Origin of the sequence: Pantoea hericii, assembly GCF_014155795.1 — a bacterium.
Taxonomy (GTDB): domain Bacteria; phylum Pseudomonadota; class Gammaproteobacteria; order Enterobacterales; family Enterobacteriaceae; genus Pantoea; species Pantoea eucalypti.
Genome location: NZ_SCKV01000005.1, coordinates 329,575 through 349,263 on the forward strand (window position 1 = coordinate 329,575; position 19,689 = coordinate 349,263).

The window sequence follows — 19,689 nt, forward strand, 5'->3', positions numbered from 1 at the left end:
CCCACAGTGCAGAAAGGGTTTTTGTGATGGCTCTCAACTTTTAAAGTTGTATAACAAGTTAGGCTCTCGTCCTATCGTGAGGTCGTTAGCGGCCCACAAATGGCAAGGTAAGAACAGGGTTGCTCAGACAGAACCTGCGGGCGTGAGCAGAGCTGCATCACGGGCTGTCCCGCTCCAGATAACAACAGCGGCAAGACCGCATACAGAACTGGAAGAGGTAGAGGATGCGTAAGATCAAAGGGTTACGCTGGTACATGATTGGACTGGTGACGATCGGTACGGTATTAGGGTATCTGACCCGTAATACCATCGCCGTGGCGGCCCCGACATTGATGACAGAGCTGCATATCACTACTCAGCAGTATTCATACATCATTGCGGCCTATTCAGCCTGCTATACGCTGATGCAACCGGTGGCGGGTTATGTGCTGGATCTGCTGGGCACCAAAGTCGGCTACGCCGTGTTTGCTGTGCTGTGGGCAATCTTCTGTGCCGCCACGGCGATGGCAGGCAGCTGGGGCGGCCTTGCTCTGGCGCGTGGTGCCGTCGGTGCGGCTGAAGCGGCGATGATCCCGGCGGGTCTCAAAGCGAGTAGTGAGTGGTTCCCGGCCAAAGAGCGTTCGGTCGCGGTGGGCTACTTCAACGTCGGTTCATCTATCGGTGCGATGCTGGCTCCGCCGCTGGTGGTCTGGGCAATCGTGGCACACAGCTGGCAGATGGCCTTTATCATGACCGGTGTGCTGAGCATGGTCTGGGCACTCTGCTGGCTGGTGTTTTACAAACATCCGAAACAGCAGAAGAAGCTGAGTGATGAAGAGCGCGACTACATTATCTCCGGTCAGGAAGCGCAGCATCAGACCGGCAACACCCGCAAAATGTCGGCGCTGCAGATTATCCGTAACCGCCAGTTCTGGGGCATTGCTCTGCCGCGTTTTCTGGCAGAACCGGCGTGGGGAACCTTCAACGCCTGGATTCCGCTGTTTATGTTTAAGGTGTACGGCTTCAATCTGAAAGAGATTGCGATGTTCGCCTGGATGCCGATGCTGTTCGCGGACTTCGGCTGCATCCTGGGCGGCTATCTGCCGCCGCTGTTTCAGCGCTGGTTCGGCGTTAACCTGATCGTTTCCCGTAAAATGGTGGTGACGATGGGTGCGCTGTTAATGATTGCGCCAGGCACCATTGGCCTGTTCACCAGCCCTTACGTCGCCATTGGTCTGCTGTGCGTCGGCGGCTTTGCGCATCAGGCCCTTTCAGGTGCGCTCATTACCCTGTCGTCAGACGTTTTCGGCCGTAATGAAGTCGCGACGGCTAACGGCCTGACCGGCATGGCAGCCTGGACCGCCAGCACGATGTTTGCGCTGGTCGTGGGTGCCCTGGCCGATACGCTGGGCTTCAGCCCGCTGTTTGCTGCCCTGGCGGTGTTCGATCTGCTGGGTGCCGCAGTGATCTGGACCGTCCTGAAAAATAAACCGATTTCAGAGCTGGAAGCGGAAACGGTGATTCCACCAGCCAGCGCCGTTCACAATTGATTTGCCGGGCTGGCGCGAGCCAGCCCATTTCCTCGCACCGCCTGAAGTGGTATAACAACTTATCTGTCTGCTACCAGGATTGTGCTATGGACCTCACTGAATCCCGTCGACTCTACCAACAGCTTGCCAGCGAGCTCAAAAGCCGCATTGAAACCGGAATCTATCCGGTGGGCGACAAACTGCCTGCTGAACGCCTGATTGCCGAAGAGATGGAAGTGAGCCGCACCGTTGTCCGTGAAGCGATCATCATGCTGGAAGTAGAAGGCTATGTTGAGGTCCGTAAAGGATCGGGTATTCACGTCATTGCCAGCCAGCAGCAGAACCGCATCGCCCCCACCAGCAGCCAGCTGGAATTTGCCACCTTTGGCCCGTTTGAGCTACTGCAGGCGCGCCAGCTCATTGAAAGTAATGTGGCCGAGTTCGCAGCCACCCAGGTCACGCGTCAGGACATTATCGACCTGATGGCGATTCAGGAAAAAGCCCGCCAGGAGGATCACTTCCGTGATTCCGAGTGGGACATGCAGTTTCATGTGCGCATCGCGCAATCCACCCAGAACAGTGCTTTAGCCGCCATCGTTGAAAAAATGTGGCTGCACCGCCTGCACAATCCCTACTGGCTCAAACTTCATGAACATATCGACCAGCGCAGCATTCTCAGCTGGTGCGACGACCACGATCAGATTCTCAAAGCGCTGATGCGTAAAGATCCCGCCGCCAGCAAACTGGCGATGTGGCAACATCTGGAAAATACTAAACAGATGCTGTTTAACGCGACGGCGGATGATTTTGAATTTAACGTGGATCGTTACATGTTCGGTGAGAATCCGGTCATCCTGCCTGATGGGTCCAATAACGCCCGCTAAAAGCGCCTGAAAACAGCCTGAGATGGTCAGTTAATCTGCAATAGTGTCAGGTCATGTAAAGCTCCTTTTTACAGGGCGTTTCACAAGGTAAAACTCCTGTTCGCAAGAGAGTTTTACTGTCTCAGACAGGCGATTTTTGTTACAGTTATCGCCCTTTTATTACCCTTTGCGACAAGGGTTTATAAAGTTGCTGATTTAACAATCGATTCTGGAAGGATCCGGAAAATCCCGCCCAGGCTGCGCGCCTAAAATTTATAACGAAATGCCGGTCTGCGTTTAAGTCCCTGTGGGACATGTTTAACAATGATGTTCAGGAATGATTGATGGATATTTTGCAAGCGTTGCTGCATGCCCTGTGGCAACAGGACTATGAGACTCTCTCCGATCCCACGCTGGTATGGGCCATTTACGGCGTGTTGTTCATGATTTTATTCTTAGAAAATGGCCTTCTTCCTGCCGCATTCCTGCCAGGTGACAGTCTGCTGATTCTGGTCGGCGTACTGATTGCCAAAGGCACCATGAGTTTCCCTTTAACGATTCTGGTTCTGACGACCGGCGCCAGTCTGGGCTGCTGGGTGAGCTACATACAAGGCCGCTGGCTGGGTAATACGCCCACGGTTCAGAAATGGCTCTCTCATCTGCCAGCCCAATACCACCTGCGCGCGCACAGCATGTTTCACCGTCACGGCTTATCTGCCCTGCTGATTGGTCGCTTTATCGCCTTTGTCCGAACGCTGCTGCCCACCATTGCCGGGCTGTCAGGCCTCAGCAATGCCCGTTTTCAGTTCTTTAACTGGGTAAGTGCATTCCTGTGGGTGGTAATTTTGACCGTAATCGGCTTCGCGCTGGGAAAAACCCCGATTTTCCGTCGTTACGAAGATGAGATGATGTTTTTCCTGATGATGCTGCCACTGGCGCTGCTGGTATTTGGCCTGGTGGGATCGCTGGTGGTGTTATGGCGTAAACGACAGGCGAATCAAAACGGGAAAGCCGAGTAATGAAACTGCTGCAGGCTATTCCTAAACGGTGGTTACCGTGGTTGATTGCTGGCGCGTTTGCGCTGGTCGCGCTCTGTGCGATCCCACCTTTGATGAAGCACGAGACAGTGGTGCAGATTCGGGTTTCTCATGCAGGTGCAACGCTGCCAGATGGTTTTTATCTCTATCAGCAATTAAGCGCACAAGGTATTCGTATCAAAAGCATAACGCCCGCGGGTGATGCGCTGATCATTCATTTTGACAGCGAAGAACAGAGTCTGGCAGCACAGAAGGTGTTGCGCCGCCTGTTGCCACAAGGCTTTATTGTGGCGCAGCACGATCACTCTCAGCACCTTTCGCTGGCGTAATCCCCCTCTCCCTCTTTTTCAGACCGTTGCCGCATGCCGCGACGGTCTGAAAGCCGCTCTATCTCCCGGTCTTCTTTGAACTTTTTACTATCGGTGTCTATGCTTAAGCGAGAGTCGATTCTTAGCACCCGCAGGCACAAGATCGCGCAGGTGATGAGGAGTCAGGTCGCAATGGAAGGTTCAGGACCGATGAAATATCAAGTATTGATGGGCATTGCTCTGTTTTCGCTATCGGGTTCGCTGCTGGCAGCAGAATCGCTGTGTGAGCAGAAAGAGCAGGATATTCAGCGTGAAATTGGGATGGCGCAAAAGCACAACAACCAGCGCCGGGTTAATGGTCTGGAGCGCGCGCTGACCGAAGTCCGGGCAGATTGCAGCGATAAAAAGCTTGAAGCCGCCCATCTGGAAAGAATTAACGCGCAAAAGCAGAAAGTTGCAGAGCGTGAGCACGCACTCAGGGAAGAGCGTGAAGAGGGCCATGACAGGGAAAAGATTGCTAAGCGACAACAAAAACTGGATGAAGCGCGCCGGGAACTGAAAAAGTTACAGGCGGAGCCCTATTAATTGGAATTAACCAACTGATGTTAAAGGAGTATTTTATGTCTAAAGACACATCATCGGAACATTTGCGTGCTGAACTGAAAAACCTCGCCGATACCCTGGAAGAAGTACTGAGCAGCAGTACTGAAAAATCCAAAGGTGAGCTGGATAAACTTCGCAGCAAAGCGCGTGATGCGCTGGACAGCTCACGTGAACGTCTGGGCGAATCAAGCGAGCGCATCGCTGCGACTACGCGTGAAGCGGCACAGAGAGCTGAAGGCTATGTGCGTGAAAATCCATGGCATGGTGTGGGCATCGGTGCAGCGATTGGCGTCGCACTGGGCATGCTCATTTCGCGTCGTTAACTATGGCTGACTCACAGCATAACCACGGCCCGGCTAAAGGGGTCATTAACATCGGCCAGCGTATTGTGACCACGCTGGTTGGCATGGTCGAGACGCGTGTTCGTCTGGCAGTGGTGGAACTGGAGCATGAGAAAGCTAACCTGATTCAGCTGCTGTTGATGGTTGGCCTGACCATGCTGTTCACTGCATTTGGTCTGATGAGCCTGATGGTTCTGATTATCTGGGCAGTAGATGCACAGTACCGTCTGATGGCCATTGGCATCACAACCGGCACACTGTTCCTGCTGGCGGTCATTCTGGGACTCTGGACACTTCACAAGTCGCGTCAGTCAACGCTGTTACGCCATACGCGTAAAGAGCTGGAAACTGATCGTAATTTGCTTGAGGAACAACGCTGATGAGCCGCCGCGAGCGTGAAGAACGCATCCATGAACTGCTTAAGCATGTGCAGCAGCAGCGGCTGGATTTAAGCGCTGCGCGGCGTGACTGGCTGGAAGGGACCGCCCATTACGATCGTGGCTGGTTTACTTTCCTCAGCTTACGTCGCTATCTGGCTATTGGCAGCAGCGCGCTGGCCGTCTACTCCATTCGTAGTCCCAGTAAGCTCTTACGCTGGGCCAAACGGGGATTCGGTGCCTGGAGTACCTGGCGCATGATTAAATCGGCTCTGCCACCGCGTTAATTTTGTTAATAGCCGGTCCTGAAAAGGCCGGCTTTTCTTCATCAGATTTTCTGAAAAACACAGACAGTATATCTCGCTTACAACCTTTCCACTCCGCGATTATCATCTCCAGCCATCAACCCAATGAACGCAGTAGTGCTTTCAGCGGGCATAAACCCTGCGGGCAGCTTGCCCTGCATTCCTGATAGCGCTGGAGTAGATGATGAAAAAATTCGAAGATGTCGGTTTATTAGTGGCTCGCATCCTGATGCCAATCCTGTTCATTACGGCCGGCTGGGGCAAGATCACCGGTTATGCAGGTACTCAGCAATATATGGAAGCGATGGGCGTCCCTGGCTTTATGCTGCCGCTGGTTATTCTGCTGGAGTTTGGCGGCGGTCTGGCCATTCTGTTTGGTTTCCTGACCCGTTTCACTGCCCTGTTCACTGCAGGCTTCACCATCCTGACCGCGTTTCTGTTTCACAGTAACTTTGCCGAAGGTGTGAATCAGTTGATGTTCATGAAAAACCTCTCTATCGCGGGTGGTTTCCTGGTGTTAGGTCTGGTGGGTCCAGGCGCATACAGCATTGATCGCCTGATCAGCAAAAGAAAACCACTGACGATTGCGCGCTAATCTCACATAAAGCGTAATGCCACATATACTTAGCAGGGCGGGGAAATTACCCCGCCCTGTTTGCATTGGAGCCACTATGGGACAGTTAATTGACGGTGTCTGGCATGACACCTGGTACGACACCAAATCCACTGGCGGACGTTTCAAACGTTCAGAGTCGGCTTTTCGCAACTGGGTCACGGCGGACGGTAGCGCCGGTCCGGTGGGCAAAGCGGGATTTGCTGCTGAGCGCGATCGCTATCATCTTTATGTCTCGCTGGCCTGCCCCTGGGCGCACCGTACGCTACTGATGCGTCAGCTGAAGGGTCTGGATAGCATGATCGACGTCTCCGTGGTGCATCCGTTGATGCTGGAGAACGGCTGGACCTTCGATGACACCTTTCAGGATGCGACGGGCGATAAGCTCTATCAGAACGAGTTCCTTTATCAGCTCTATTTGCATGCTGACCCGCAGTACAGTGGCCGTGTAACCGTGCCGGTATTATGGGACAAGCAGCAGAACACCATCGTCAGCAATGAATCGGCTGATATCATCCGCATGTTCAACAGTGCGTTTGATGCGGTCGGTGCCCGTGCCGGCGACTACTATCCCGTTGCACTGCGCGAAAAGATTGATGAGCTGAATAGCTGGATCTACGACACGGTGAACAACGGCGTCTATAAATCGGGTTTTGCTACCTCGCAGTCCGCATACGATGAAGCAGTAACGGCGCTTTTCCACTCGCTGTCGCGACTGGAGCAGCTCCTGGGCCAGCATCGCTATCTTACCGGTGATCAGCTGACCGAAGCGGATCTGCGTTTGTGGACCACGCTGGTGCGCTTTGATCCCGTCTATGTGACTCACTTTAAGTGCGATCGCCACCGGATCAGTGATTACAGAAACCTGAGCGGTTTCCTGCGTGATATCTATCAGATGCCGGGCATTGCAGAGACAGTCAATCTGCCGCATATCCGTCACCACTACTATTGCAGTCACAAGACCATTAACCCGAACGGCGTGATTTCGCTTGGGCCAGCGTTTGACTGGGATGAACCGCACGGCCGCGGTTAAGCTGCATTCGTATAGCGCCACAAAGCAAAAACCCCGCCGAAGCGGGGTTTTTGGTAAAAAATCGACGCTGACCGGTAAGCCACGTTCTTTTCATGGAGCGCATCGTGGACAGTCATTCATCGCTGCCTGCACATAGCCCGCAAAAGCAAAAACCCCGCCGGAGCGGGGTTTCTGGTAAAAAGTCGACGCTGACCGTTAAGCCGCGTTCTTTTCATAGAGAGCGTCGTGGACAGTCATTCATCGCTGCCTGCACATAGCCCGCAAAAGCAAAAACCCCGCCGGAGCGGGGTTTCTGGTAAAAAGTCGAAGCTGACCGTTAAGCCGGGTTCTGTCGTGGACAGTCATTCATCTAGGCCAGCAATCGCTCACTGGCTCAAGCAGCCTACCCGGGTTCAGTACGGGCCGTACCTTGTGAACCCCTATTTGGCCTTGCTCCGGGTGGAGTTTACCGTGCCACGAACTGTTGCCAGTCGCGCGGTGCGCTCTTACCGCACCCTTTCACCCTTACCTGATCCCATTTCTGGGCCATCGGCGGTTTGCTCTCTGTTGCACTGGTCGTAGGCTTGCGCCTCCCAGGCGTTACCTGGCACCCTGCCCTATGGAGCCCGGACTTTCCTCCCCTCTGCCCGTCTCCCCACAAGTGAGGACGACGACAAAGCGGCGACTGTCTGGTCAGCTTCGGCGCGGGATAATAGGACATCCGAAGGCATTTGTCACGCCTCTTGCTGCTCCAGCGCATACTTATAAAGGGCATTCTTCTTCACGCTGTGGATCTCAGCGGTCAGCGCAGCCGCGCGCTTCAACGGCAGCTCTTTCTGCAACAGCGCCAGCGTACGCAGCGCATCAGCGGGTAACGCATCGTCATCGTCAACCTTGTGCCCTTCAACAATCAACACCATCTCGCCTTTACGACGATTCTCATCTTCTTTGACCCAGGCCAGCAGCTCGCCGACCGGCGCACCATAAATCGACTCCCAGGTTTTGGTCAGCTCACGAGCCAGCACAACGTAGCGCTCAGGCCCCAGCTCACTCACCATATCCTGCAGGCTGTCGACTAAACGATGGGTTGATTCATAGAAAATCAGCGTGCGTGGCTCCTGCACCAGCGCTCGCAGGGCATCGCAACGGCCTTTGGTTTTTGCGGGCAGAAACCCTTCGTAACAGAAACGATCGGATGGCAGTCCTGCGGCGCTCAATGCGGCAATGGCGGCACAGGCGCCCGGTAGCGGCACTACACGAATGCCCGCTTCACGGCAGCGGCGCACCAGATGGTAGCCCGGATCGTTAATCAGCGGCGTGCCAGCATCGGAAACTAAGGCTATGCTTTGACCCTCTTGCAGCTTCGTCAGCAGCAGCTCAGCCTTATGCTGCTCGTTGTGGTCATGAAGTGAGAAGAGTCGCGCATTGATGGCGAAATGTTGTAGCAACAGCCCGGTATGACGTGTATCTTCCGCAGCGACCAGATCGACGCTCGAAAGCACCGTCAGCGCCCGCTGGGTGATATCACCCAAATTACCAATCGGGGTTGGAACGATGTAGAGCGTGCTGGCAGAAATCTCTGCCCGATCGAGTTGTTTCATTGTTTCATCCGAATTGCCGATTTAATATTGAGCATCTTGAAAAAAACATCACTGGATACAGTATGCTTCCTTCAAAAGTCGTTCGTCATAAAGCAGGACGCTTTCTGCCTGTCATTCTTGCCGGGCTGATTTTAGCCGCATGTAGCGGTCAGGCGCCGCAAACCTCAACCGTCAATATTCAGGGGCCAGCCACCGCCAGCTCCGCTTACTATCTGCAGCAAGCGCAGCAAAGCAGCGATGATAGCAAGACCGACTGGCAATTACTCGCAATCCGCGCCCTGCTGAAGGAAGGAAAGTATCCCGAGGCCACTCAGCAACTGAGCCAGTTGCCGCAGCAGCTCTCTGAGACGCAGCAACAGGAATCTCTGCTGCTGAAAGCGCAGTTGTTGATTGCCCAGCAGAAATCCAAAGACGCTGAACCGCTGTTAGCAGCGGTAAAGACCAGCGCACTGTCGCAGGATCAGCTGGCGCGTTACTACAGCCTGCAAATTGCCAGCGCGCAGGGCCGCCCTTCACTCTCACTGCTGCGCAACTATATTGCTCAGGAACCGCTGCTGAAAGACGCCGATCATCAGAGCAATATTGACGCTACCTGGCAGACCCTGACGCAGATGTCGCCACAGGAAGCCAGCAACCTGGTGATCAATGCCGACGAAAATGTGCTGCAGGGCTGGCTGGATCTGCTCGCGGTCTGGCGTGCTAATGCCCAGGATGCAGAAATGCTGAAGTCCGGCATCAAAGACTGGCAGACTCGCTATCCGCAGAACCCGGCGGCCAAAACGTTACCGACGCAGCTGAGCCAGATGCAGAACTACACCAAAGCCTCTACCAGCATCATCGCGCTGCTGCTGCCGCTGAATGGCCAGGCACAGGTGTTCGCGAATGCCATCCAGAAAGGCTTTAACGACGCGAAGAACGGCGTATCCGCGCCGGTCGCACAGCCTGCGGCAGCAACTGCCCAGCCCGCCGCTGCGGATGCAACAGCCAGCGCGCAACCTGCCGCCGCTGCGGGATCGTCTGCCGATCCGATCAGCGCACCGCAGCAGTCTGCTACCACCACACCACAGCAACAGCAACAGCCTCAGTCACAGCCTCAATCTCAGCCTGCCGCCGCCGCACCGGCCAGCAACGCTCAGATCAAGGTCTATGACACCAGCAGCCAGCCGATTGAGCAGGTGATGCAGCAGGCACAGCAGGATGGCGCCACTATCGTGGTTGGCCCACTGCTGAAGAGCAACGTTGAGAAGGTCGCCAACAGCCAGACACCCTTAAACGTGCTGGCGCTCAATGAGCCGGAAAAGATCCAGAACCATCCGAATATCTGCTACTTTGCGCTTTCTCCTGAAGACGAAGCACGCGATGCCGCGCACCATATCTGGGACCAGGGCAAACGTCAGCCGCTGCTGCTGGTTCCGCGCAGCGGCCTTGGCGATCGCGTGACAAACGCTTTTGCACAGGAGTGGCAGACGCTGGGTGGCAGCACCGTCATGCAGCAGCGCTTTGGCTCGACCGCTGAGCTGAAACAGGGCATTAACAGCGGCGCGGGCATCAGCCTGTCAGGTACGCCGGTCAATGCGGCACCTGCTGAGCCCCAGGGCGTTTCCATTGCGGGCCTGACCATTCCGGCACCGCAACAGAGCACGCCTGATGTGGTCAGCACCAGCAGCGGCGGTGGCATCGATGCGGTCTACATCGTCTCAACCCAGGATGAACTGCAGCTGATCAAACCGATGATCACCATGCGCACCGGCAGTCGCAGCAATATCTCGCTCTACGCCAGTTCGCGCAGCGCGCAGGCCGGCGCTGGCCCGGACTTCCGGTTAGAAATGGATGGCCTGCAGTTCAGCGATATTCCGCTGCTCTCCGGCAGCAATCCTGGCCTGATGCAGCAGACATCGAAGTCATTCAATAATGACTACTCGCTGGTGCGCCTCTATGCCATGGGTATGGATGCCTGGACGCTGGCGAACCACTTTAACCAGATGCGCCAGTCACCTGGCTTCACGCTGGATGGCAATACCGGCAAGCTCAGCGCCGACACGGATTGTGTGATCAACAGGAAGTTGACATGGAACCAGTATCGCCGGGGCGAAATCGCACCGGCCAACTAAATCGCCGTCAGATTGGCGCCGGACATGAAGAAGATGCCCGGCGCTATCTGGAGCAGGCTGGCCTGATATGGGTCGCCAGTAATGTTCACTTTCGCAATGGTGAACTTGACCTGATTATGCGTGACGGGCACTGTTGGGTGTTTGTTGAAGTCCGCTACCGACGCGATGCGCGTTATGGTGGCGCGCTCGCCAGCGTAACCCGGAATAAACAACAAAAGCTGCTGCGCGCTGCCGCTCTCTGGCTGGCGCAACGCGGCGGCAGTTTTGAAACAGTGAATTGCCGTTTCGACATCATCGCCATTACCGGCACGGCGCTCGAGTGGCTGCCGAATGCCTTTAATGCAGACGTTTAGAACCAGGTGGTCGTGTGCAGGAAAGAATTAAAGCGTGTTTTACCGAAAGTATTCAGACTCAGATTGCCGCAGCCGAGGCGTTGCCCGATGCCATCTCCCGCGCGGCCATGACGCTGGTGCAGTCGTTACTGAATGGCAATAAAATCCTGAGCTGTGGCAACGGTGCCTCATCCGCCAATGCCCAGCACTTCGCCGCCAGCATGATCAATCGTTTCGAGACCGAACGCCCCAGCTTACCGGCGCTGGCGTTAAGTGCCGACAACGTGATGCTGACCGCGATTGGGAATGATCGTCTGCACGATGAGATCTATGCCAAGCAGGTACGCGCGCTGGGACACGCAGGTGATGTGTTACTGGCCATCTCGACCCGTGGCAACACCCGTGACATCGTTAAGGCCGTAGAAGCAGCGGTGACACGCGATATGACTATCGTTGCGCTTACCGGGTATGATGGCGGAGAGCTCGCCGGACTGCTGGGTCCGCAGGATGTGGAAATCCGCATTCCGTCGCACCGCAGCGCCCGTATTCAGGAGATGCATATGCTCACCGTTAATTGCCTATGCGATCTGATCGATAACACTCTCTTTCCCCATCAGGAATGACTGAAGGAGCACGAATGAAAGCATTGAATGCTATAGCTATTCTGTTAACCGCCATGCTACTGCAGGGCTGCGTGGCGGTCGTCGCTGGCGGCGCAGCTGTTGCCACCAAAACGGCCACGGATCCCCGCTCGGTGGGTACACAGGTTGATGACGGCACGCTGGAGCTACGCGTCACGAACGCGCTGGCAAAAGATCAGCAGATTAAAACCGATGCCCGCGTTGTCGCCACCGCCTATCAGGGCAAAGTGCTGCTGACCGGTCAGGCGCCTTCGCAGGAGATCGCCAATCGTGCCAAACAGATCACCATGGGCGTTGATGGCGCAACCGAGGTCTATAACGAGATCCGCATCGGCCAGAAAGTGACGCTGGGCACCACGTCGTCAGACACCTGGATTACCACCAAAATCCGCTCGCAGCTGTTGGGCAGCGATCAGGTGAAATCCTCCAACGTGAAGGTGACGACGGAGAATGGCGAAGTGTTCCTGCTGGGTCTGGTGACACAACAGGAAGCGCAGGCCGCGGCTGATGTCGCCAGCCGCGTCAGTGGCGTGAAACACGTCACCACCGCCTTTACCATGCTGAAGTAACACGCTAAAAGGCAAAAAGGCGGCTATGGCCGCCTTTTTTATTGCCCGATTTTCAGACCGGAATATCGATGACCAGCGCGCGGGTCGCGGTTTTCGCTTTCAGCTGCAACAGCTTCTCTTCCTGCAAAAACGCACCATCGCCACAGCCCAGCTTTTCCTGATGATCTGTGCCGGACATCGCCTCCAGCGAACCATGAATTGACTGCAGATAGGCGCGTGGCCCCTGTATCCGCAGCGAGTGCTGTTCGCCCGGCGCCAGCTCAACCTGATGAATCCACACCTGCTGACGCAACTGCAGACTGTCATCTATCCCATCCGGCGAGGCGATCAGCTGAGACAACCGGCCTTCCGTCAGGGCAATCTTTTGCATCCTGGGATTTTCACGCTCCGGACAGGCGGCAAGCCACAGCTGCATGCGTGTCAGCGGACGATCTTTGCTCAGGTTAATTTCGGTGTAACTTACCCCCTGCTGGGCAGAGAGCAGCAGCGCCTCTCCTTCCCGCACGCTGATGGTGTTGCCTTCGCTGTCGCGGTATTCAGCTTCACCCTGCAGCACGATGTTCAGCACATCGACCTGAGGATAGGTACGCGGCTGAAATGCGGCGCCCGGTGCCAGTACTTCCTGGTTCAGAACACGCAGCGATGCGTAGCCCATCAGTTTGGGATCAAAATAGTGGCCAAAAGAGAAACTGTAACGCCCCTGCAACCAGCCGAAATCGGCCTGACCACATGCGGACGCACTGCGTGTCGTTATCATTATTTACCTCCGGCATCCGGTGACGAGGATCGGCCACGGACTTTATGCACCCATGGTAAAAGTCTGGACGCCGGATTGTTAGCCAGTTAATCTGCCCGGCATGTTCAAATTTCCTGACAGAGAACCGGGATGGCCAAAGAGCGTGCGTTAACCCTTGAATCTTTACGCGTTATGGATGCGATTGATCGACGTGGCAGTTTTGCAGCAGCAGCAGATGAACTGGGGCGTGTCCCTTCAGCCCTCAGCTACACCATGCAAAAGCTGGAAGAGGAGCTGGATGTGGTGCTGTTTGACCGCTCCGGTCACCGCACTAAATTTACCAACGTGGGACGCATGCTGCTGGAGCGTGGCCGGGTACTGCTGGAAGCGGCCGATAAGCTCACCACCGATGCGGAAGCGCTGGCGCGTGGCTGGGAAACCCATCTGACCATCGTTACTGAAGCGCTGGTGCCCATTGATGCACTGTTTCCGCTGGTGACAAAGCTGGCTGACAAAGCCAATACACAATTTTCGCTGGTTACCGAAGTATTGGCAGGCGCGTGGGAGCGGCTGGAACAGGGCCGTGCCGATATCGTGATCGCCCCCGATATGCACTTCCGTGCCTCCACCGAGATCAATACCCGTAAGCTCTACACCATGATGAGTGTTTACGTCGCCAGTGCTGACCATCCAATCCATAACGAGCCTGAACCTCAGTCTGAAGTGACGCGGGTGAAATACCGGGGCATTGCAGTGGCAGATACCGCGCGTGAGCGCCCGGTGCTGACCGTGCAGTTACTGGATAAACAGCAGCGCCTGACCGTGAGCAGCATGGATGATAAGCGCCGTGCCCTGCTGGCGGGGCTGGGTGTCGCAACCATGCCCTATTCACTGGTGGAGCAGGATATCGCGGAAGGCCGCCTGCGCGTGGTGAGTCCGGAATACACTCGCGAGGTTGATATTATTATGGCGTGGCGGCGCGACAGCATGGGCGAAGCCAAATCCTGGTGCCTGCGCGAGATCCCCCGCCTGCTGGCGAAGAAAAACTAAAAGCCTATGGCCGACTCAGGCAATCCATCGCCACCGCCCTGAAGCAGGTGAAATCGGTGCAGTCCCGCAGTCGGGTCATCGCCCTTTCACGCAGGAACGTCACAAACAGATCGTATATCGCCATCGCCTCTTCATATTCACTTTTGCTGATCGCCAGCAGGAAGATGACATAGGCGGTATCGTCTCCCCAGGGAATACCGTGTGGGGCCAGCACGGTATAGACCACGGTTTTCTTTGCCAGGAGTCCCAGCGAGTGCGGCAGCGCAATGCCTTCGCCCAGCATCGTGCTGACAATCGCTTCACGCTCTTCGACCGACGGATAGAACGCCTCATCCACAAACCCCTCCTCCTGCAGCTGATCGCTCAGCTGGCGAAACAGCTCAGACCGGGTCGTCGGCTGGTCGACAATATGAAAGTGCTGGGCATCAAAAAATTTCGCCAACATATAGGGCCGGGTACGATCGACCAGCACCAGCTTGCCAATCTGCTCCAGCTGAAAACCGGTGGGAAACGGTGACATCACCACCACGGGTTTCTCTTTTTCGCTGAGCCGGATGGTTGAGATGACAAAATCTTCGTCAATGCGACTGCGCGCTTCATACTCGCGCTGTGACAGTCGGGCCGTGACCTGCAACTGCGGATATTTTCGCAGCAACATCGCTTCAATCATGCGCAGCGTGGAGTTACCGCTGTCGCACACCAGCAGCACCTGTGGATGACGCTGATAGCCCACGTCATAGTGGCGCTCCAGTCCGACACCAATATGCAGCACCAGAAAGCCAATCTCATTCTCGGTAATGACGTAAGGCGTATATTTCCCCCAGCTGGTCACCGCCGCCAGGGTGACATCATAGGCCATCGGATAGTGCTGCTTGATGTTGCTGAGCAGCGGGTTAGGGATGTGAATCTGATAGCGCACCCGGGTAATCATGGTTTTGATGTGGGTAAGCAGATCGGCTCGCAGCTGTTGATCGTTTTGCAGATTGAAGTTGTAGTGCGTGTTGATAAAGCTGAGCAGGTAATCCACCAGCGCGTCGGCATCATCGGCATTGATGGCGCTGGGAGCGATCGCCTGAATGCGCCGCGCGGCAATGTTAACCCGCAGCCAGTTTTCTTCAGCGGGTGAAATTGGTTTGCTGACCAGTGGACGCATCAGATTAATCAGCTGATGTGCCGCTTCACGCACCTCATCGCCAATCTCCTCAGCACCGGGATCGTTAAGCGGATAACCTTCGCTGATGCGACGCACAGCAACGGCGCAATAGAGCCGCAGATAGCGCTCGCCCTCATCACTGAGGCGAATGTTGTGCTGCGCAAAACAGCTTTGCAGCAGCGGACGCAGCGTCTCCAGCATGCCGCTGTTCAGCGCTTCAATAGTCAGCAGCGGACTCTCTGGCATCGCCTGATCGATTTGCCATAACAGGTCGGTGAGACAGGTCCGAATCGCCACTTCGCTGCCAAATAGCTTCATGCCGTAGTGCGGTTTACTCTCAATGGTGAGGTGATAGCGACCCAGCCACTCGCGCACCTCTGCCATATCGTTCTGCAGGGTCGCGCGGCTGACAAACCACTCTTCCGCCAGCTCTTCAAGTTTCAGTGAATAGGCAGCGGTAAGAAAACGGGTCAGGAGGTAGCGAACCCGGTCCTGCGAGGTACGCGGCACCCGCAGCGGTGAGGCAGTATGCTGCTGCAGATGCTGAAAGCGCTGAGCATCCTCGATCTTCAGCTGATAACCCGCGCCACGGCTCAGGATAAACTGCGCACCATGATCTGCCAGCAGCGCATTCAGCGCCGTAATATCGGTACGCACGGTGCGTGTCGAGACAGCAAAACGCCGCGCCAGCTCATCCTGAGGCAGTGTTTCGTTTTGCAGGGCATCGAACAGTTGCGCAAGGCGCTGATTGGGAAATCTCACAAGCGTTACCTGTTTGCTGGCAGAGAGTGAAAACTTCAGCCTACGGCGTTCGTCACGCAACGTCCATGCTGCACGATCTGCCTGTCAAAGGCAGATCGTGTCGATCACCGGGCCAGTACTGTTTTACAGATGGCCAGCAGCTGCTTCACATCGTCAATGCGGGTCTCTCCGCTGGCTTTGTCAATGATCGAACTGTAGACGTGCGGGATCACTTTGCTGACGCCCGCGTCCAGCGCAATGCGCACGATCTCGCCGACGTTTTCCAGATCGATGCCGCCGGTGGGCTCCAGCCAGAAATCCTGTTTTGCACAGGCTACCGCCACAGCGCGGTACTCATCCACCGCCTGCAGACCGCCCATCGGGAAATATTTCACCGAGCTGCCGCCCATATCCTGCAGCATCGCAATCGCCGTTTCGATGGACACAATCCCATCCTGCCGTTTTGCGCTGCGCGGTCCGGTAGAAATTTTTACCTGACCTGGCGTGCCGGTTGGCGAGACCAGACCGTTCACAATAGTCTGTGACTGACCCAGCAGCGCACGACTGGTGGCGACACCGGTAAAGACCTGATTCACATGCTGCGGTTGCAGCACCGCCGAAATCTCACTGACCATCTGTGACTGATTTGGATCGCCCGCGCCCAGGCCCACCGAGAGGGCATTATCGATCAGCGCAGCATATTCACGCATATCAGCGATAGCGGCGTCATTGCTGGTGTAGTTTTTTGACAGCACGCCGACCAGCACGTGTCCTTCTGCTGCCTGCCAGATAGCGCGCGCATTCTCTTTTGATCCCGCAAGGACGTTAAGGCAGAGACGATCCTGATAAAAATTAGGTGTCAGCGTCATGCGTGTTTCTCCCCGTTTAACAGTGCCTGAATGCGGGTAAAAATAGTGTGCAGTTGATCGGCGCTGACGCTGCGCACATCCGCTTCAATGATTCCTTCGTTGGCTTTATAGCCGCGGAAATAGATCGCTACATCGCCCTTTTTCAGCGCCTGCACCAGATCGCCGGTGCGTTGCTGGATCGCGGCTTCATCGAACTTAATTTCAGCGCGGGCGATATCGCGTCCGGCACTGTCCCACACGACGCGGGCCGTCACGCCGTTCAGGCTGTTAAGCTGTTCAATAAACGGCGTCATTTTTTCCACCATCTGCGCGCCGCTGATTTTTGGCTGTGACAGATAATTTTCAATCGCCTGGGTCAGCCCCAGAATCCCCTCTTTGCCCACTTTCATTGCGCGGCCAATGCCGTTGGTCTGGCGTTTGACCCACTCAACGTAGTGGTGTCTGCCAATCACCAGCCCGCTGGTCGGCCCTTCAATCGCTTTTGCGCCGCTGTAGATCACCAGATCGGCTCCCGCCTGGTAATAGCATTGCAGATCCTCTTCTGCTGCCGCATCGACGATCAGCGGAAGGCCATGCTCACGCGCAACTGCCGCGGCCTGCCCGACATCAAGATGGCTCTTCTGCACGCAGTGATGCGATTTCACATAGAGGATCGCCGCCGTCTGTGGCGTGATCGCCGCCGCCAGCTGGGCAGGTGAGCATTCGTTGCTGTAACCCGCTTCCACCAGTTGCCCGCCACCCAGCGCCACCATGCTGCCGACCGGCGCGCCATAGTTCACGTTGTGCCCTTTCGGCACCACAATCTGGTGCGGAACGGTCAGCGGCGCGGCGTGCAGGTTATCCACCAGCCAGTCGTTGTCTTTTACAATCACCGCCGCCACGCACTGGGCGATTCCGGCCGAGGCGCAGGAGACCACCAGCGCGTTCTCCACTTTCAGCAGACCGGCGATATACGCACCGGTCTTATCCACCAGATCTTTCATTTCGAAGTAGTGATCGAGGCCATACTTCACCGTATCGACCACGTCACTCGATGGGGTCGATACGCCGAGGATCGTCATACGGCCAGAGGCGTTAATCACCGGCTTCAGGCCATACTTTTCATAAACCGAGGTCATGCGCTATTCCTTCTTCAGTGGCGATCCACGTACCAGCGACCACCGCCGCCAGCGGAACCAGATGCTTCTCACCGGCGATCTCTTCACCTTCGGAATCGATAAAGGGCCGGGTTTCCTCTTTGATACTAAAAACAGTCAGATCGGCGTCGTAGCCGACTTTCAGCTGGCCTTTACGCAGCAGGCGCAATCCGGCGGCCGCGTTTATCGTCACGCAGTCGATGACCTGCGGCAACGTCATGCCGACGATGAAAAATTTCGACATCACATGCGCCAGGCTGTGAACCGGCCCGGCCAGACGATTGCGGCAGTAAATGTCAGAGCTGATGGTGTCGGGCAGAATGCCCTGCGCAATCGCCACCCGGGCGACCTCAAAGCTGAAGCTGGCGCTGCCGTGGCCGACATCAAGTTTTACGCCGCGCGCAATGGCATGTTTAACCGCTGCTTTGAGTTCACCCTGCGGCGTCAGAATGCGGTTGGGTTTGCCATTAAAGCAGTGCGTGATGATGTCGCCCGTGGTGAGCAGATCGGCAATCTGGTCAAGATTGGGCGGATTATTGCCAATATGAACCATCAGTGGCAGACCGCCGCTCGCCTGTTGAATAGCCTTCGCTTTTATCAGTGGCTGGACGCCGTTCTGACCGACCACGCTGCTGCTGATGCGCGCCTTAAGGCCGACGATAAAATCCGGCAGTCGCGCTACAGCCTGCTTCACCGCCTCCCCGTCGATCTGCGTCATGTCGGCCAGCTCATTCTGAGTGACGATGCCGGTGCGGGCGATATTAATCAGCGCATACACCTGGGTCTGTGCTGCGCGCGTCAGCTGGTAGAAATCATCGATGTGCTCTGCGCCGGTGCTGCCTGCATCGACCACCGTGGTGACACCGTGCGCTACGCCAATCGCGTCCGCTTCATCATGATAAAGGGGAGATTTGGGATAGCAGTGAACGTGGGAGTCGATCCAGCCCGCACTGAGGTAGAAGCGAGCCGCCAGATCGCGCTCGCGCCGTGCCGTGCCCTGCACGTTGCCCACGGCGGCGATGCGGCCATCCTGCAGCGCAATGTCGACCACCTGCTCATCGCTAAGGCGCGCATTGCGGATAATCAAGTCGTACATGGTTTCTCCTTAACGGCAGCCCGCTGCCGGGCTGCCGGTGAGATCAGAGAGCAATCGGGAACAGCGCACCCAGGATCATCGCGCCGAGAATCGCACCGCCGGTGATCGGCTTGTTCCAGAGATAGAACAGCAGCGCACCCAGCAGCGAACCCAGACCAATCGGAATCGAGGCCGCCATGGCGGACAGGATAATCAGCGGACCCAGAAAGCGCCCTGAGGCATTACCGGCTCCCATCATCACGTCTGCGCCGTAGGTGGAGTCGCTCTGATTGATGGTGAATTTACGCGCCAGAATAATCAGGTAGCCAATCGCCACACCAATCACCAGGCCCGTCACCAGCGAGGCCGCAAAATTCGCTACCGGAAAGACGATGCCCGCGCCCAGCAGCAGTGCCGGCACGCCCAGGCCGACGCCGGTCTGAATCGCCCCGCCGATATCCAGAATGCCCACCAGTGAACCTTCAATAATGCGGGCAAACAGGAAACTGGCACCAAAAGCGGCGACTGCGCCGTAGACGCCGGTCTCCATGCCTGCGCGCAGCATCGACACAAATGCCACCTCGTTGAACGCGCCGATGCCGTAGAGGTAATACATGTGCGTCCCGGCAAAGACGCCCGAGGAGAGCAGGCCAACAAAGATCGGGAAAGACCAGTCGGCATACCAGAAGCCTTTATTTTCGTTCATCG

22 protein-coding genes and 1 other RNA gene are annotated in these 19,689 nt (G+C 56.2%); 15 read left to right on the forward strand and 8 right to left on the reverse strand.

Going from position 1 to position 19,689, the window contains the following annotated elements; translation table 11 throughout:
• Positions 1-224: 224 nt before the first annotated feature.
• The 10 genes from H7K52_RS13385 to H7K52_RS13430 all read left to right on the forward strand — a co-directional run bounded on the left by H7K52_RS13385 (position 225) and on the right by H7K52_RS13430 (position 6,988).
• Positions 225-1,529, forward strand: coding sequence for an MFS transporter (locus H7K52_RS13385; protein ID WP_003850215.1), 1,305 nt, complete (start codon positions 225-227; stop codon positions 1,527-1,529).
• Between the two features lie 86 nt (positions 1,530-1,615).
• Positions 1,616-2,392 carry a transcriptional regulator ExuR gene (gene exuR, locus H7K52_RS13390; RefSeq protein ID WP_003850218.1) on the forward strand — a complete coding sequence of 259 codons (777 nt, stop codon included), beginning with the start codon at positions 1,616-1,618 and terminating at the stop codon, positions 2,390-2,392.
• Positions 2,393-2,715: 323 nt separating this feature from the next.
• A complete protein-coding gene (locus H7K52_RS13395; protein ID WP_003850219.1) occupies positions 2,716-3,390 on the forward strand; it encodes a DedA family protein in 675 nt (224 codons plus the stop codon).
• A complete protein-coding gene (mzrA, locus tag H7K52_RS13400; RefSeq protein ID WP_003850221.1) occupies positions 3,390-3,737 on the forward strand; it encodes an EnvZ/OmpR regulon moderator MzrA in 348 nt (115 codons plus the stop codon). The genes H7K52_RS13395 and mzrA overlap by 1 nt, the downstream gene beginning before the upstream one ends.
• A 189-nt stretch (positions 3,738-3,926) precedes the next feature.
• Entirely contained in the window at positions 3,927-4,301 is a 375-nt protein-coding gene (locus H7K52_RS13405) for a DUF1090 domain-containing protein (protein ID WP_033743157.1), read from the forward strand.
• A gap of 35 nt (positions 4,302-4,336) precedes the next feature.
• Positions 4,337-4,642, forward strand: a complete 306-nt coding sequence (locus H7K52_RS13410) for an ElaB/YgaM/YqjD family protein (RefSeq protein ID WP_003850224.1) — start codon at positions 4,337-4,339, stop codon at positions 4,640-4,642.
• A gap of 2 nt (positions 4,643-4,644) precedes the next feature.
• Positions 4,645-5,040, forward strand: a complete 396-nt coding sequence (locus H7K52_RS13415) for a phage holin family protein (RefSeq protein ID WP_003850226.1) — start codon at positions 4,645-4,647, stop codon at positions 5,038-5,040.
• Positions 5,040-5,324 carry a YqjK-like family protein gene (locus H7K52_RS13420; protein ID WP_033733988.1) on the forward strand — a complete coding sequence of 95 codons (285 nt, stop codon included), beginning with the start codon at positions 5,040-5,042 and terminating at the stop codon, positions 5,322-5,324. Before H7K52_RS13415 ends, H7K52_RS13420 begins: the two co-directional genes overlap by 1 nt.
• 202 nt (positions 5,325-5,526) lie before the next feature.
• A complete protein-coding gene (locus H7K52_RS13425; protein WP_182630149.1) occupies positions 5,527-5,937 on the forward strand; it encodes a DoxX family protein in 411 nt (136 codons plus the stop codon).
• Between the two features lie 76 nt (positions 5,938-6,013).
• Complete coding sequence (locus H7K52_RS13430; RefSeq protein WP_154926747.1) at positions 6,014-6,988, forward strand: glutathione S-transferase family protein; 975 nt, start codon at positions 6,014-6,016, stop codon at positions 6,986-6,988.
• 301 nt (positions 6,989-7,289) lie between these two features.
• On the opposite strand, the gene rnpB is transcribed toward H7K52_RS13430, so the two are convergent.
• Both rnpB and rsmI read right to left on the reverse strand, forming a co-directional pair.
• Positions 7,290-7,668, reverse strand: an RNA gene (gene rnpB, locus H7K52_RS13435) — RNase P RNA component class A.
• A 33-nt stretch (positions 7,669-7,701) separates the two neighbouring features.
• The gene (rsmI, locus tag H7K52_RS13440) at positions 7,702-8,568 is read right to left on the reverse strand and encodes a 16S rRNA (cytidine(1402)-2'-O)-methyltransferase (protein ID WP_003855541.1); all 867 of its coding nucleotides are present in this window, start codon (positions 8,566-8,568) and stop codon (positions 7,702-7,704) included.
• Positions 8,569-8,630: 62 nt separating this feature from the next.
• Between rsmI and H7K52_RS13445 the strand changes: the two genes are divergently transcribed.
• The 4 genes from H7K52_RS13445 to dolP are packed head-to-tail and all read left to right on the forward strand — an operon-like array spanning position 8,631 to position 12,221.
• Positions 8,631-10,679 (forward strand): penicillin-binding protein activator, encoded by a 2,049-nt coding sequence (locus tag H7K52_RS13445; RefSeq protein WP_140034120.1) that lies wholly within the window; start codon positions 8,631-8,633, stop codon positions 10,677-10,679.
• A complete protein-coding gene (locus H7K52_RS13450) occupies positions 10,637-11,032 on the forward strand; it encodes a YraN family protein (RefSeq protein ID WP_003855539.1) in 396 nt (131 codons plus the stop codon). The genes H7K52_RS13445 and H7K52_RS13450 overlap by 43 nt, the downstream gene beginning before the upstream one ends.
• Before the next feature lie 14 nt (positions 11,033-11,046).
• Positions 11,047-11,634, forward strand: a complete 588-nt coding sequence (gene diaA, locus H7K52_RS13455) for a DnaA initiator-associating protein DiaA (RefSeq protein WP_003855538.1) — start codon at positions 11,047-11,049, stop codon at positions 11,632-11,634.
• 14 nt (positions 11,635-11,648) lie between these two features.
• Positions 11,649-12,221, forward strand: coding sequence for a division/outer membrane stress-associated lipid-binding lipoprotein (dolP, locus tag H7K52_RS13460; RefSeq protein ID WP_008925774.1), 573 nt, complete (start codon positions 11,649-11,651; stop codon positions 12,219-12,221).
• A 52-nt stretch (positions 12,222-12,273) separates the two neighbouring features.
• On the opposite strand, the gene H7K52_RS13465 is transcribed toward dolP, so the two are convergent.
• Positions 12,274-12,978, reverse strand: a complete 705-nt coding sequence (locus H7K52_RS13465; protein WP_182630128.1) for a pirin family protein — start codon at positions 12,976-12,978, stop codon at positions 12,274-12,276.
• 129 nt (positions 12,979-13,107) lie between these two features.
• On the opposite strand from H7K52_RS13465, the gene H7K52_RS13470 reads away from it, so the two are divergent.
• A complete protein-coding gene (locus tag H7K52_RS13470) occupies positions 13,108-14,007 on the forward strand; it encodes a LysR family transcriptional regulator (protein ID WP_003855535.1) in 900 nt (299 codons plus the stop codon).
• 4 nt (positions 14,008-14,011) lie between these two features.
• Here H7K52_RS13470 and H7K52_RS13475 read toward each other — a convergent pair whose 3' ends face one another.
• The 5 genes from H7K52_RS13475 to H7K52_RS13495 form a co-directional block, all read right to left on the reverse strand.
• A complete protein-coding gene (locus tag H7K52_RS13475; RefSeq protein WP_003855534.1) occupies positions 14,012-15,922 on the reverse strand; it encodes a BglG family transcription antiterminator in 1,911 nt (636 codons plus the stop codon).
• A gap of 104 nt (positions 15,923-16,026) precedes the next feature.
• Entirely contained in the window at positions 16,027-16,770 is a 744-nt protein-coding gene (dagF, locus tag H7K52_RS13480; protein WP_078805005.1) for a 2-dehydro-3-deoxy-phosphogluconate aldolase, read from the reverse strand.
• A complete protein-coding gene (locus tag H7K52_RS13485) occupies positions 16,767-17,888 on the reverse strand; it encodes a DgaE family pyridoxal phosphate-dependent ammonia lyase (protein WP_182630129.1) in 1,122 nt (373 codons plus the stop codon). Before H7K52_RS13485 ends, dagF begins: the two co-directional genes overlap by 4 nt.
• Positions 17,872-19,002: an amidohydrolase/deacetylase family metallohydrolase gene (locus H7K52_RS13490; RefSeq protein ID WP_182630130.1), complete on the reverse strand. Its 1,131-nt coding sequence runs from the start codon at positions 19,000-19,002 to the stop codon at positions 17,872-17,874. Before H7K52_RS13490 ends, H7K52_RS13485 begins: the two co-directional genes overlap by 17 nt.
• 43 nt (positions 19,003-19,045) lie before the next feature.
• A complete protein-coding gene (locus H7K52_RS13495; RefSeq protein WP_008925779.1) occupies positions 19,046-19,687 on the reverse strand; it encodes a DUF4310 family protein in 642 nt (213 codons plus the stop codon).
• Between the last annotated feature and the right edge of the window lie 2 nt (positions 19,688-19,689).